Raw genomic sequence first — 14,051 nt, 5'->3', positions numbered from 1 at the left:
GGGTGGGTGAGTGGGTGAGTGGGTGCGGTACCCACTCGCGCGGGTCCGGTCAGACGTGCCCGAAGAACAGGCTGCCGGGTGCGTCGGGGTCGTTCGAGAGGAAGTGCTCGCGCACCGCGCGGATGAACTCGTGGCGCGAGATCGCGCCGTCCCCGTCGGTGTCCAGCTTGGCGAACATGTCCATCGCGTCGGGCGCGTCGCTCCGCCACACGTCCCTCAGGAAGCGGGTGAACTCGTCCTTGCTGATCTCGTTGTCGCCGTTGACGTCGATGACGTCGAAGATCGCGTGGCCACCCCCCTCGGTCACGTTGAGCCGGCTGGTGTCGACGACCGCGAGGCGGTTGGCCGTGATGAACTCGTCCTTCGTGAGCCGGTCCGCGTCCACGCCCGCGTGCCGCAGCAGCTCCAGCCAGTAGATCTGGCAGAAGGTCTGGAGCGCCCGGGCCCGACGGTCGTCCTTGCCGAGCCGGTAAGCCTGGATGTAGCGGTCGGCGAGCTTCTGGTAGTCCGTCCAGTCCACGTAGCCGTCATGGTTGGCGTCCATGGTTTCGAACGTTCGCTCGAGCTTGATGGTGATGACGTCCTGCGTCGCAGTTGCCATCTATCCTCCTTTGGGATGAAGGGGGGAATCCCAGGACCAACCATGACCAGAGCGGACGAGGAGCACAATCCGACAGGGGTCGCCGATCGACTTGTTCACCTCATCGGCCGCTCCGCCCCCCTCACGGAGTACGTCCGGCGGGACTCCGCGGCTCGGGCCGAGTGCAGCCGGCCGTGAACCGGCCGACACGATCGACCTCCGGGCAGGACGCCGGCGCGCGTTCGTACCGGACCTTTCCGCCGGCGCCCTCTACTGTGGGGCACGGCCGGAATCGGCCATGGCCGGACAAATCCGATGCTTCCCCCCTGCAGCGGGAGCACCGCGAAACGGCTCACCGACGGGTCGCGGAGCGCGCTCCCGCCCACCTTCCAGCCCTGCCCCCGGAGGAAGCACGTGTCGAAATCGTCGGGTCCGATGCCACCCGCAGGCCGCGCCGTGGTCATCACCGGAACCTCCACGGGCCTGGGGGAGGCTTGCGCGCTCCACCTTTCGCGGGTGGGCTTCCACGTGCTCGCCGGGGTCCGCCGCCCCGAGGACGGGGAACGACTGCGCAAGGCGGCCACCGGACGACTGACTCCGGTGGTCATCGACGTGACGGACGAGAAGTCGGTGCAGGCAGCCGTGTACGAGGTCACCGGGCTGGTCGGTGACGCCGGGCTGTGGGGGTTGGTCAACAACGCGGGCATCGCCGTCACGGCTCCACTCGAGTGCGTGCCGAGCGAACTCATGCGTCACCAGCTGAACGTCAATGTCACGGGCCACCTGCTGATGATCCAGGGCTTCCTGCCACTGCTGCGGGCCGGCGCCGGCCGGATCGTCAACGTGAGTTCGGGCCTCGGCAACGTCGCGATCCCTTATCTCGGCGCCTACGCCGCCTCCCAGTTCGCCAAGGAGGCGCTCAGCGACGCGTTGCGCCGCGAGCTCGCCCCGCAGCGGATCCCCGTATCGGTGGTCCAGCCGGGCGCTGTCCTGACGCCGCTCTGGGACAAGATGTCCGACACCGGCAACCGGGCACTGGAGAGCGCCCCGGAGCCGGTCCAGGAGTTCTACCGCGGCACGTTCCCGCGGTTCATGGAGAGCAACGGGAGCCGGGCCCGGAGCAGCCGCACGACTCCCGACCACGTCGCCCGAGTGGTCTTCCGGGCGCTGGTGGCCGAGCGGCCGAAGACCCGCTACGGCGTCGGCCGGGACGCGATCGGCAGCCGCGTGCTGGCCAGGCTGCTGCCCGACCGGGCGATCGACCGGATCCTCGACGGCATCGTCACGCCAGTCCGTTGACCGCCGTCCGCGCCCCCCGACACCACACCACGCCACACCACAGCGAGAGAAGGATCGGCATGACCACGCCTCAGGAGCTGAAGGACCTGTTCACGCACGGCTTGGACCTGCTGGCGGAAGGGAGGATCGAGGAGTGGATCGACGGCTTCACCGAGGACGGCGTCCTCGAATTCCCGTATCCGGCCTGGGGCCTCCCCACCCGGATGCAGGGCCGGGAGGCACTGCTCGCCCAGATGACGATGTTCCGTGACCAGCTGAAGGTCGAGTTCTCCGAGCCCGAGTTCTACACCGCCACCGAGGACGGCCTGGTCATCGCGGCCTTCACCGCCGAGTGCACTCTGCTCGCCACCGGGGGTCAGTACCACCAGACCTACCTGTCGGTGGTGCGCTACGAGCAGGGCCGGATCGCGCTCTTCCGTGACTTCTGGAATCCCTGGCTGGTGATGGAGGCCGCCGGCGGCGAGCTCGCCTGGAAGCAGCTCATGCCGACGATGGCCCAGAACTGACTCCCCGCGCCGCCCCTGGGCGCCACCCCACCGCACCCGGCCCCACGGACAGGCAGGTCACAGGCTCGCCGGTCCCTTCCGGACCTCTGAAGGGCAGGGGTCGCCGAACCCCTTGGCGCGTCGGCCACCAGCCCGGCACGGCGGTGCTCGGTCATCGCGTAACCGACGGGTGCCGGGCCGGGCGGCGGTGAAGTCACGGCCGATCAGGTCCGGTCCGGCCGGGCCTGCTTGTCGGGACGGGTCAGCGAGCGGCCTCTTCGGCGTCGATCCGGCCGAAGACGCACTGCCCGGCTTGGCGAAGAAGTGGTGAGCGGGATGAGGGGGCTGCACTGCGCCGGCACTGTCGTCGCGGCCCTGGGCACGGTCACAGCGTGCGGCGGGGCACCCGAACAGTGCGAGCCGATCGACGTCGTCCCACAGGTCGGCGTCACTTGGCAGGCCGACGCCCTGTCCCATGGCCCGCAGGCCGCATACCACTTGTGCGTCGAGACGCACTGCACCAGTGGTGCGCCGAGAGTGTGCGGCGACCTGGTGCGGGTCACAGTGCGTTCACCGAAGGTTACGAGCGGTCTCCGCGGGTGACACCGAGGCTGTCCGGCAGCACGGGCGAATCCGATCCTGAAGCTCTCCCTCGCCGCCGACAGCACCCTGAGCGTCGGGCTGGGCGAGAACCGCTGCCGATGCCCTCCCACCCCGTTCTTCCCCCTACCCGGCTCCCGCCCCGCCTGACGGACGAAGCGCACCCGTCGGGAGCCGCCTCGAGACGGCCGTCCGCACGCGAGGGCCGGTTCCGCGGCGCAAGATCCGGAATGTGTCCGGGCCCCGCCATTGGCGCGATACGACGAGGCTGCTGATGGTGGCGGCAACTGGTCGCCGACGTGCCCATGCCCCGTTTACTGCGCGCTCAGCCACCGCTACCGTCCGCACCACCATCGAAGGCGTCCCTGCGGGCGACGCGATCCGGGCTGCCGCCCGCCTGGAACAGTCGCCGTTCGTCACGTCGATGAAGCAAAGCGAGGTCACCGATCCCGCGTCCCCGGGGGCGGCCACACCCCGGTAAATCGTTCGACCCGTTCACCGGCACGGTCAACAACACGTTGCACTGCGAGCCTTGGGCTACGAACCGCTGTCCGCATGTGCCTGATGATTCCTGCGCCTAGACTGACCTTTAGCGCAAATCACCTCATTTTCTCCACGCGGTTCCAAGGAGGCGATTCGTGATGGCGAAGGTACTTTTCGTGGTCACCGGAGCTACGTACCTGGTCCTGAAGGACGGCACGAGGTACGCCACCGGCTACTGGGCGGAGGAATTCGCGCAGCCGTACAAGGCGATCACGGAGGCAGGCCACGAGGTCGTCGTCGCGACGCCCAACGGCGTGACGCCGACCGTCGACATGATGAGCCTGCGCCCCGCCATGGCCGGCGGTGAGGAGGGAGCGCTCGAACTGGAAGCCATCATCCGTTCCGCGGAGGTCATGCGCCGGCCGATCAAACTCTCGGACGTGCGGCTGCAGGACTACGACGCGGTGTACCTGCCCGGAGGCCACGGCCCGATGCAGGACCTGTCGGTGGACGCCGACGCGGGACGGATACTGACCGAACAACTCGCCTCGGGCAAACCACTCGCCATCGTGTGCCACGCCCCTGCCTCGATGCTGGCCACCAGGATCCACGGCGAGTCGCCCTTCAAGGGCTACCGGGTCACGGGCTTCACCAATGAAGAGGAGGAGGCCGTCGGACTGGCCGACAAGACACAGTGGCTGCTTGAGGACGAACTCAAGGAGAAAGTCGGCGTCGAGTACAGCCGGGGCGAGGTGTGGAAGCCGTACATGGTCGAGGACCGCAACCTGATCACCGGGCAGAATCCCCACTCCGCCGAAGTACTCGCAGAACGGCTGCTGAAAACCCTCGCGTGAGAGCTCTCATGGTGCGGCGGCATGTCTGCCGAGTGCCGGCTCGGGGAGTTCGGGAGGGGACTCTCGCCGCACCGGCTCGCCGTCGGCGTGAGCAGTGCGCTCGAGTCCGTGAGCGCACTGCGGGTACGCGGTTGCCGGCGTCGGTCTTCGCCGGCCCCCGCCGCTTCGGCCGGAAGGCGCCTTCTCACGTGCTCACGTGCCCATTGGTCCGGAGCACGATGCAACGCTGCGGGCCGCGGTACTTCCGCGTCCTCGTCGCTGGAACCGGTCGCTGCCTTCCGGCGGTACCGAGCGCGCGAGGCGTTGTGCAAGGTGCGGACGCGCAAAGCCCCGTGGCGCCGTCAGAGGCGGCCCGGGGGCAGCGGCGTGGGCAACAGGCGTGCCCCTGGGCCCGCGTTCGGGGCGTCTTGGACGCCAGAAGGCCACGCCTCCCACGAGAGAGGAAACCGGTCGTGGCGCGGATCGCAGGGCCCGACGGACCATTCACGGGCCGGACGGACCATCCAAGGGTCATCGTGGAGCGGAGCTCCCGTAGCGGTCGGGCGGCGTCCGGCCTGATCGCAGCTCCGTTCGGGGGAGACGGATGACCACCAGCGAACTCGCCCTTCCCGTCGTCGCCGGGACCTTCACCGAACGGAGCGAACCGATGCAGGAGTTCCTCGTCGAGATCACCACGACGGTCCCCGAGGGGACCAGCCAGGAAGAGGTCGACAGGCGGAGGGCGGCCGAGAAGGTCCGTGCGGGGGAGCTCTCGGCGACCGGCAACCTGGCCCGATTGTGGCGTCCGGTCGGCGAGTTGCGCAGCATCGGGGTCTGGCGGGCCGCGGACGAGAAGGAGCTCCACGAGAAGGTGCTCGGCACACTGCCGCTGCGCCCCTGGATGACCCTCACCGTCACCCCGCTCGAACCCCACCCCAACGACCCCGGGCGGGCCACCGACGGCACGGGGTGACGGCGGAGCCCCCATAGCGATGGACCGCGGCCGGTCTCAGCCGCCGATCTCCACCGCCGGTCCCAGACTCGCTCTGATACCCGCGGAAACCGCGAGGAACCCGTCTCAAGTGTGCACGCACGGTACGTCGTCCCTCTCCGGTCAAGTGCTGCGCTGCGGTCCCCTTGGGGGCACGTCTGCCGGTGCCCGCAGGCTCGGAGCGAGGGCCGCGATACCGTCCGTGTCGGCGCGGTGAGGGCGCCGCTCATCACAGGTCCAGGACGATCCCCTCGGTGGGCTTGGAGCAGCAGATGAGGATGTTGCCGTCGGCGGGGGGCTCGACCGGGTCGGGAGCGTACTGCACCGCCCCGGACATGAGGGCGAGTTCACAGGTGTGGCAGACGCCGGTCCGGCACGACCATCTGACGGGGACGTCGCAGGCCTCGGCGAGTTCGAGCAGGGACTCCCGGGCTTCGTTCCAGGGGACCTCGAGACCGCTGCGGGCGAAGACGACTGTGGGACCGGTGCCCGCCCGCCCGGCGGGCTGGTGGGGTGCGGCTGTCGCCGCGCCGTCGATCCCGGGAGTGAGCGACGGACCCGCGCCGAAGATCTCGGTATGGACACGGGACGCCTCCAGGCCCGCGTCGACGAGGGCGGTGGTGACGCTGTCCATGAAGGCCCCGGGGCCGCACAGGTAGACGTCGGCGTCGACGGGCAGCCCCAGGCCGAGGATACGGTCGCCCGACAGGTGGCCGATGTCCGTGTAGTCGACGTCCCGGCGGTCTTCGGCGGCCGGTTTGCTGTAGTAGATCCTCAACCGGGCCCGCGGCAGCATGCCGACCAGTTCCCGGCTCTCCCGGGCGAAGGGGTGCTCCGTGCCGTCATGGGCCCCGTACAGCCACCACACCTGGCGGCTGGAGCGGTCGCGGGCGAGTGCGTGCAGCATCGCCAGCACGGGAGTGGCCCCGACGCCGGCCGACAGCAGGACCACCGGATTGTCCCCGGCGGTCAGGCAGAAGGTACCGCGGGGCGCCGCGACGTCGAGGTGGTCGCCGGTGCGTACGTGGCTGCGCAGACGGTTGCCGGCCGCGCCGTGGAGTTCGACCTTCACGCTGATCCGGTACGTTCCGGTGCCCGGCTCGCCGGACAGCGAGTAACTGCGGATCAGCGGCGGCGCGTCCTCCTCGGTCGGGACCTTGACCGTGACGAACTGCCCCGGCAGCGCGGTCGGCAGATCCGAACCGTCGGGGGCGGCCAGCGACAGGGAGAACACGCTACGGCTCTCGGGCTGGATGCGGGTGACGACCAGCGGGCGGAAGCCCGGCCAGGCGGGGCGCGGGGCGGTGGCCGCGGCATTCAGCCCGGCGCTGCCGGACGTTCCGGCGGCCCCGTTGTCCTCCTGATCCAGCAGTGCCTCCATGGAGGCCTTCCAGCCGGGGCTGAGCGCGGGGATCCGCAGGGCACGTTCGACCTGCCGGCGGGTGTGCCCGGGCAGGTAGAGCACCCGGTCGATCTCCTCGACAGTCATCGCCTCGGGTCCGGTGGAGACCTTGACGATCTCCTGCCCGGCTTCGACCTCGCCTTCCTCGAGCACGCGCAGATAGAAGCCGGGCCGGTGGTGTGCCACCAACAGTGCCGCCATCCGCGGCTCGCCCATCCGCAGGCCGACTCGGTAGCAGGTCACCCGCGGCTGGGTGACCTCGAAGAGCGCGTCGCCGATGCGGTAGCGGTCACCGATACAGACCTCGTTGTCCGGCAGGCCGTCGACGGTGAAATTCTCCCCGAACTGACCTGGCTGGAGATCGTCGCGGCCGAGTTCGCGAGCCCAGAAACGGTAGGAATCGGTCTGGTACACGAGCACTGCCCGCTGCTCGCCTCCGTGACCGCCCAGATCGCCCTGGCCGTCGCCGTCGATGTTCAGCCGCCGCACCATCCGCGGCCCGGGCACGGGCTTCTTGTAGACGCCGGTGTGCACGGTCCTGCCGTGCCAGGGGACGTCCTTCGGCATCCCCACGCTCAAGGCTCTCAACGTGGCCACCCTGCCACCTCCCTTGCGGGGGATCCGCTCCGGGAACTTCGCCGGAGACCCCCTGCGGGCCTCGCCCGGGCACCCACTGGCCCCAGGCTCTCGCCCGCGCCGGCCGCCGAACCCATGTCCTTCGAGGAGACATCACGACCCTGTGGCCCGACGCCACGATGACAACGCGGCAGGCATCCCCGCCGGCCGCACACGGGCCCCACGGGCAAGCGTACCCACGCGAACCGGCGCACCGCATCAGACGGACGAGGCACACGGAACCTGTCAAAGCGATCAAGGCAGGGTGGGGAGGAGTGTCATGAATGAGGCTCCGTCTCACATGTGGCGATGACGGTAAGTAGTTGCCGTGGCCGGCAGTGACACTCCCGGACCAGCACGGGTGACGCGGCCGTCGACACCGTGTCCGTCCCGCTCGACGGCGCGTCCGGGACTGCCCTCCCTGGAGTTCGGACCAGGCACATCAGCGATGACGCTCTGCCACCACCGCATGTGAGACAGAGCCGTTGGCCCGTACAGCCCCCTGGGGACGCGCATGGATCCGTGCCGGCTTCAAGTGGCGCATCCACATCCGTGGCCAGTACGTCACGTCCGACAGGCACGGACACGGTGGATACGGGAGTTACCGCTTCCTTGGCAACGCCGGAGAGGCAACCGGCGGATCGGAATGCGCTGCCCGTCTACCCAGAGCGCGACCCGAAGCCTCACCGAATCCCACATTTACTCCGTTGACGACGTCAACAGGGTAATGCAATCCCCGTCAACTAGGTGAATGTGTACACTCCCTGCGGGACGTACCGCCTTGCACGCAACGGGTGAACGGGGAGGGGCCAGTGGGCCTGGAGACGGTCGACGGACGGTTCCGGATCACGGGGGTCGTGGGGCGCGGGAACATGGGCGAGGTGCACCGGGCCGAAGACCTTCAGGCCGCCCCGGACTCCCCGCACCGCCAGGTCGCGGTCAAGACCGTGCTGCGCGGCCGGACCGGGATCGCGGTCGACACTTCGGGGTCCGGCAAGGAGATCGACCGCTTCCGTCGCGAAGTGCGGATCATGCGCATGCTCTCCCAGGGCCACCCGAACCTCACCCTGCTGATCGACGGCGGTGTGGACGACGCCCCGGGCGCCGGCGGCCTGCCCTACCTGGCCATGGAGCTGCTGGACGGCCATCCGCTCGCGGACCTCATCGACGAGGAGCCCCAGCTCCCGGTCTCCTGGGTCGCCGCGATCGGGGCGCAGATCGCCGCCGGGCTCACCGCCGCGCACACCGCCGGGGTCGTCCACCGCGATCTGAAGCCGGCCAATGTGATGCTGACCGGCGACGGCACCGTCAAGGTCCTCGACTTCGGCATGGGCTCGATCGTCGACGACCCCGACCAGACGCGGCTGACCAGCACCGGCGTCAGCCTCGGCACGGCCCGCTACATGGCACCCGAGCAGTTCCGCGCCGAACGGGTATCCGCCCCGGCCGACCTCTACGCGCTCGGCTGCATCCTGTACGAACTGCTGATAGGCCGGCCGCCGTTCTCCGCCAGGACCCACTACGAACTCTCCGACCAGCACCTGCACGAGCAGCCGCCTCAGTTGACCCTGGTGCGCCCGGATCTACCCTCCGCGCTGGTCCGGCTGGTGGACCGCCTGCTGGAGAAGGACGCCGAACTGCGGCCGGACAACGCCGCCGTGGTCCGTGAGGTACTGGTCCCGCTCGCGCTCGCGCCGGACGACACGGCCGCCCTGCTGGCTCCGCACTGGCGGGTGATGGACCCGGTGGCGCGGCTGCGCGCCCTGCTCCCGGAGCGTGCCCCGGCCGCGCCGGCGCCCGTGCCCCGCAGGGAGCCGCGCCGGCCCGACGCGATGGACGTCTTCGGCATCCACGCCGACCTGATCGGCGAGTACGAGAGCTTCACCAAGAGCGGGACGGTGATCCGGGACGCCCGGATCACCGGCTTCGTCGAGGACGACCTGGCGGCGAAGTCGCAGTGGCCCGACCCGTGGCTGTCGCTGAACCCGTTCTTCGCCGACGGCGGCCAGGTCACCGACCTCGTGCGGGACGGGGTGCTGCACCCCAGGTGCGCGGAGATCTTCCAGGCCGACAAGAAGGAGACGTCGCCGCGCCCGGACGGCCGGCCGCTGACCTTCCACCTCCACCAGCGGCAGGCGATCGAGGCCGCGCAGGCGGGCGACTCCTACGTGCTCACCACGGGCACCGGTTCCGGCAAGTCGCTGGCGTACATCGTGCCGATCGTGGACCGGGTGCTGAAGGAGCGTCAGGCCGCGGGTCCGGACGCGGGGGGCCGGGTGCGCGCGATCGTCGTCTATCCCATGAACGCGCTGGCCAACTCGCAGCTCGGGGAGCTGGAGAAGTACCTGCGCCACGGTTTCGGGAAGGGCCGCGAGCCGGTCACCTTCGCCCGCTACACCGGCCAGGAGTCCACCGAGGAGCGCCGCGAGCTGCGCAGGAACCCTCCGGACATCCTGCTGACCAACTACGTGATGCTGGAGCTGATGCTGACCCGGCCGGACGACCGGTCCAGCCTGATCCGCATGGCCGAGGGGCTGCAGTTCCTCGTCTTCGACGAGCTGCACACCTACCGGGGCCGGCAGGGCGCGGACGTGGCGTTCCTGATCCGCCGGGTCCGCGAGGCCTGCCGGGCCTCGGCGTCCCTGCAGTGCATCGGCACCTCGGCGACCATGTCCACCGAGGGTTCCTGGGAGGACCAGCGGCGCGAGGTGGCCAAGGTCGCGGGGCGGCTGTTCGGTACGACGGTGCTGCCGAAGCGGGTCATCGGCGAGACCCTGGTCCGGGCGACCGATGAAGCACCGGCGACCGTGCCCGCCGAGCGGCTGCGGGTGCCGGCGGCGCCCCGCTCGTACGAGGCGCTGACGAAGGACTCGCTGGCCCGCTGGGTGGAGTCCCGGTTCGGTCTGGAGCACGAGGAGGGTACGGGGCGGCTGCGCCGCTGCGCCCCGGGGACCGTCGAGGAGGCGGCGGCCGAGCTGGCCGCCGAGTCCGGGGTGGCCGAGGAGAGTGTGCGCGAGGCGATCCGGACGACCCTGGAGGCGGGTGCGCAGGCCAAGAATCCGAGGACGGAGCGGCCGCTGTTCGCGTTCCGGCTGCACCAGTTCCTCTCCAAGGGTGACACCGTCTACACGACGCTGGAGGATCCGCTCACCCGGCCGCTGACCCGCACCTACCAGCTGGAGCAGCCGGGCAGCGGCGGCAAGCCGCTGTTCCCGCTGGCGTTCTGCCGCGAGTGCGGCCAGGAGTACCTGACCGTCTGGCGCACCGAGGAGGGCGGCGCGTTCCGCTACGAGCCGCGCCGGGACACCTCCGCCTCCGGGGGCCGCGACGGCGAGGGCTACCTGTACCTGGGCATGCCCGGGCAGGACTACGAGTGGCCGGCCGATCCGCAGAAGGCCGTGGACGACCGGCGGCTGCCGGAGTCGTGGCTCGAGGACGCTCAGGGCGTGATGGTCGTCAAGAAGTCCTACCGGCCCCGGGTGCCCAAGCGCGTCGTCGTGGACGCCCACGGCGACGAGTCCGGCGAGGGGCTGGTGGCGGCGTTCGTCCCGGCGCCGTTCCTGTTCTGCGCGCACTGCCAGGTCTCCTACGAGCAGACCCGCGGCCGGGACTTCGCCAAGCTGGCCACCCTGGACCAGGAGGGCCGCTCCTCGGCGACCTCGCTGATCTCCGCGTCGATCATGAAGTCCCTGCGGGCGGTGCCCGAGGAGAGCCTGGGCAAGGAGGCGCGCAAGCTCCTCACCTTCGTCGACAACCGGCAGGACGCCTCGCTGCAGGCCGGGCACTTCAACGACTTCGCCCAGGTGACCCAGTTGCGCGGCGCCCTCCACCAGGCCGCGGTGCGGGCGGGCGAGGAGGGACTGCGCCACGACGACCTCGCCGAGGCCGTCACCGGGGTGATGGGCCTCGCCCCCCGCGAGTACGCGGCGGGTACGGACCTGCCCCCGTCCATGGAGCGCCGGGCGACGAAGGTCTTCCGGGATGTCGTCGGCTACCGCCTCTACCGCGACCTGGAGCGCGGCTGGCGCATCACGATGCCGAACCTGGAGCAGACGGGGCTGCTGCGGATCGACTACGAGGACCTGGACTGGCTCGCCGCCCGGCCCGAGCGCTGGCAGTCGGCGCACGCCGTGCTGCGCGACGCCGACCCGGCGCTGCGCGAGGAGATCGCCCGTACGCTGCTCGACTTCATGCGGCGCGCCCTCGCCATCGACGTGCAGTACTTCCGCGACGACTTCGACACCCTGCAGCGGGCCAGCGAGGAGCGCCTCACCGGGCCGTGGGTGCTGAGTGACGGCGACCGGCCGGACGTCGGGACCGCCTACCCGTACGGCTCACGGCCGGGTATGGAGCGCTCCGCGCTGTTCCTGTCGGCGCGCGGCAAGTTCGGCAAGTACCTGCGGCGGAACATGCCCGAGCTGCGTGAGGCCTCCGTTTCCCTGGACGACGTCCAGGGCGTCATCGAGGACCTGCTGAAGGTGCTGCTGGACGCGGATCTGGTGCGCGAGGTGGAGGCGGTCCCCGAGCACTCCGGTCCGGCCTTCCGCCGCCGCGCGGCGCAGAAGCGCACCGGTTACCGGGTGTCGGCCGCCGCCCTGATCTGGCGGGCCGGCAACGGTGAGCGGGGCGCGGTCGATCCGCTGGCGCGCACCTACAGCAGCGGCGAGGGCCCGCGCGTCAACCCGTTCTTCCGCGACCTGTACCGCACCGCGGCCGCCGAGCTGGCCGGCCTGTACGCGCGCGAGCACACCGCGCAGGTCACCCCGGAGGACCGGCTGGAGCGCGAGCGGCAGTTCCGCAAGGCCGAACTGCCCCTGCTGTACTGCTCGCCGACGATGGAGCTGGGCGTGGACATCTCCTCGCTCAACGCGGTGATGATGCGCAACGTGCCGCCGACCCCGGCGAACTACGCGCAGCGCTCGGGCCGGGCGGGCCGCTCGGGCCAGCCCGCGCTGGTGACCACGTACTGCGCGACGGGCAACAGCCACGACCAGTACTACTTCCGCCGCTCGCAGGACATGGTGTCGGGGCAGGTGGCCCCGCCGCGCCTGGACCTCGCCAACGAGGACCTGGTCCGCTCCCACCTGCAGGGCATCTGGCTGGCGGAGACCGAGATGAAGCTCGGCACCTCGATCCCGGACGTCATCGACGTCGCCTACGACCCCGAGGGCGAGGATCGCCCCGATCCGCAGATGGAGCTGCCGCTCCTCTCCGACATCGGCGACAGGTCCTGGGACGAGGACGCCCGCAGGCGCGCGGCCGCTGCCGCCCGTACCGTCCTCGCGCCGCTGATCGGGGAGTTCGCGAAGACCACCTGGTGGTACGACGAGTGGATCGAGGACCGGATCGAGCGGGCTCCGGGGGAGTTCAACGCCTCCTTCGACCGGTGGCGCGAGCTGTTCCGGGCGGCCGTCATCGACCAGTACGAGCAGAACAAGCGGGTCGTCGACCACACCCTCTCCCCGGGTGAGCAGGTCCGGGCGCGCACCCGCCGCCGGGAGGCCGAGACGCAGACGAACCTGCTGCTGAACCGCTCCTCCGACAACAAGTCGGTGATGAGCGACTTCAATCCGTATCGCTATCTGGCGTCCGAGGGGTTCCTGCCCGGCTACAGCTTCCCTCGGCTGCCGCTGGCCGCGTACATCCCGCGCTCCGGCAACCGCCGCAACGCCGATGGGGACTATCTGCAGCGTCCCCGGTTCCTCGCGATCCGCGAGTTCGGCCCCGGCGCGCTCATCTACCACGAGGGCGCCCGCTACCAGGTCACCCGGGTGCAGCTGCCGCCGGACACCTCGGGCGACCTGGCGACGGCGGAGGCCAGGCGCTGCGACGGCTGCGGCTACCACTACGACGTCAAGGTCGGCTCCGACGTCTGCGCGATGTGCGGCGAGCAGTTGAGGGGCAAGCGCACCGGCCTGCTCCACCTGCACACCGTGTACACCACGCCGCGCGAGCGGATCTCCTCCGACGAGGAGGAGCGCCGCCGGGCCGGTTTCCGCCTGGAGACCTCGTACGCGTTCCAGGACCACGGCGCCCGCAAGGGACGCCTCACCTCGCACGTCACCGACACCGGCGGCGCGCCGGTCCTCGACCTGGACTACGGCGACTCGGCGACCGTCCGCATCACCAACCTGGGCCGCGTCCGCGACAAGGAGGGCGAGCCGGATGGCTACTGGCTGGACCTGGGCGACGGCCGCTGGCTCAACGACCGGGCCGCCGCGGACGCCATCGAGGGCACCGGCATGCCGGTGGTCGACGAGGACGGCAACGAGAAGCGCCGCAAGAAGCGGGGCCTGCCCTACGTGGAGGACCGCCGCAACATCCTCGTTCTCACCCTGGACGATCCGGAGCCCGAGCCGGTGGCGCTGTCCTTCCTGTACGCGCTGGAGCGGGGCATCGAGGCGGCGTTCGAACTGGAGGACTCCGAGCTGACCGCGGAGCTGCTGCCCCCGGACGACGGCCCGCGCCGCCGCATGCTGTTCACGGAGGCCGCGGAGGGCGGCGCCGGTGTGCTGCGCCGGATCCAGCACGACAAGGACGCCCTGGCCAAGGCGGCCCGGACCGCCCTGGAGATCTGCCACTTCGACCCGGACACCGGCGAGGACGAGGGCGGCCCGGCAGGCGGCGAGAAGTGCGCCCGCGGCTGCTACGCCTGTTCTTTACGTTCAGCATGTCTCATGAGACATCGACTAGTAGGAGGCGTCCCTGCTCGAGCTTCTGCGGTGCTCAATTAGCCCTCGCAGCTAGTGTCCTGAGTCGGGAA

Annotated in this window: 7 protein-coding genes; 5 read left to right on the top strand and 2 right to left on the bottom strand. The window is 70.5% G+C overall.

Features of this window, described 5'->3' with window-relative positions; genetic code table 11:
* Positions 1-49: 49 nt before the first annotated feature.
* The gene (locus AOK11_RS18470) at positions 50-601 is read right to left on the bottom strand and encodes an EF-hand domain-containing protein (protein ID WP_079034934.1); all 552 of its coding nucleotides are present in this window, start codon (positions 599-601) and stop codon (positions 50-52) included.
* 414 nt (positions 602-1,015) lie between these two features.
* On the opposite strand from AOK11_RS18470, the gene AOK11_RS18465 reads away from it, so the two are divergent.
* From AOK11_RS18465 to AOK11_RS18445, 4 genes are all read left to right on the top strand, one after another.
* Positions 1,016-1,879, top strand: a complete 864-nt coding sequence (locus AOK11_RS18465) for an SDR family oxidoreductase (RefSeq protein ID WP_055594823.1) — start codon at positions 1,016-1,018, stop codon at positions 1,877-1,879.
* 59 nt (positions 1,880-1,938) lie between these two features.
* The gene (locus tag AOK11_RS18460; protein ID WP_055594822.1) at positions 1,939-2,385 is read left to right on the top strand and encodes a nuclear transport factor 2 family protein; all 447 of its coding nucleotides are present in this window, start codon (positions 1,939-1,941) and stop codon (positions 2,383-2,385) included.
* A gap of 1,220 nt (positions 2,386-3,605) precedes the next feature.
* Positions 3,606-4,301 carry a type 1 glutamine amidotransferase domain-containing protein gene (locus AOK11_RS18450; protein WP_206188878.1) on the top strand — a complete coding sequence of 232 codons (696 nt, stop codon included), beginning with the start codon at positions 3,606-3,608 and terminating at the stop codon, positions 4,299-4,301.
* A 646-nt stretch (positions 4,302-4,947) separates the two neighbouring features.
* Positions 4,948-5,253 (top strand): muconolactone Delta-isomerase family protein, encoded by a 306-nt coding sequence (locus AOK11_RS18445; RefSeq protein ID WP_055594824.1) that lies wholly within the window; start codon positions 4,948-4,950, stop codon positions 5,251-5,253.
* Positions 5,254-5,500: 247 nt separating this feature from the next.
* Here the strand turns inward: AOK11_RS18445 and AOK11_RS18440 are convergent, their stop codons facing one another.
* Positions 5,501-7,270, bottom strand: coding sequence for an MOSC and FAD-binding oxidoreductase domain-containing protein (locus AOK11_RS18440; protein WP_107098619.1), 1,770 nt, complete (start codon positions 7,268-7,270; stop codon positions 5,501-5,503).
* An 830-nt stretch (positions 7,271-8,100) separates the two neighbouring features.
* Here AOK11_RS18440 and AOK11_RS18435 point away from each other — a divergent pair.
* A complete protein-coding gene (locus tag AOK11_RS18435) occupies positions 8,101-14,022 on the top strand; it encodes a protein kinase domain-containing protein (RefSeq protein ID WP_240497390.1) in 5,922 nt (1,973 codons plus the stop codon).
* The last annotated feature ends 29 nt before the right edge of the window (positions 14,023-14,051 follow it).

It is taken from the genome of Streptomyces hirsutus, assembly GCF_001418415.1.
GTDB lineage: Bacteria > Actinomycetota > Actinomycetes > Streptomycetales > Streptomycetaceae > Streptomyces > Streptomyces hirsutus.
The sequence above is the reverse complement of the archived record's forward strand: the minus strand, read 5'-3'. Positions and strand labels throughout refer to the sequence as shown.

Excerpts from the sequence above, each read along its gene's own strand:
- AOK11_RS18450 (WP_206188878.1), top strand. The coding sequence starts at position 3,606 with ATGGCGAAGGTACTTTTCGTGGTCACCGGAGCTACGTACCTGGTCCTG.
- AOK11_RS18465 (WP_055594823.1), top strand. The coding sequence starts at position 1,016 with ATGCCACCCGCAGGCCGCGCCGTGGTCATCACCGGAACCTCCACGGGC.
- AOK11_RS18470 (WP_079034934.1), bottom strand. The coding sequence starts at position 601 with ATGGCAACTGCGACGCAGGACGTCATCACCATCAAGCTCGAGCGAACG.
- AOK11_RS18445 (WP_055594824.1), top strand. The coding sequence starts at position 4,948 with ATGCAGGAGTTCCTCGTCGAGATCACCACGACGGTCCCCGAGGGGACC.
- AOK11_RS18460 (WP_055594822.1), top strand. The coding sequence starts at position 1,939 with ATGACCACGCCTCAGGAGCTGAAGGACCTGTTCACGCACGGCTTGGAC.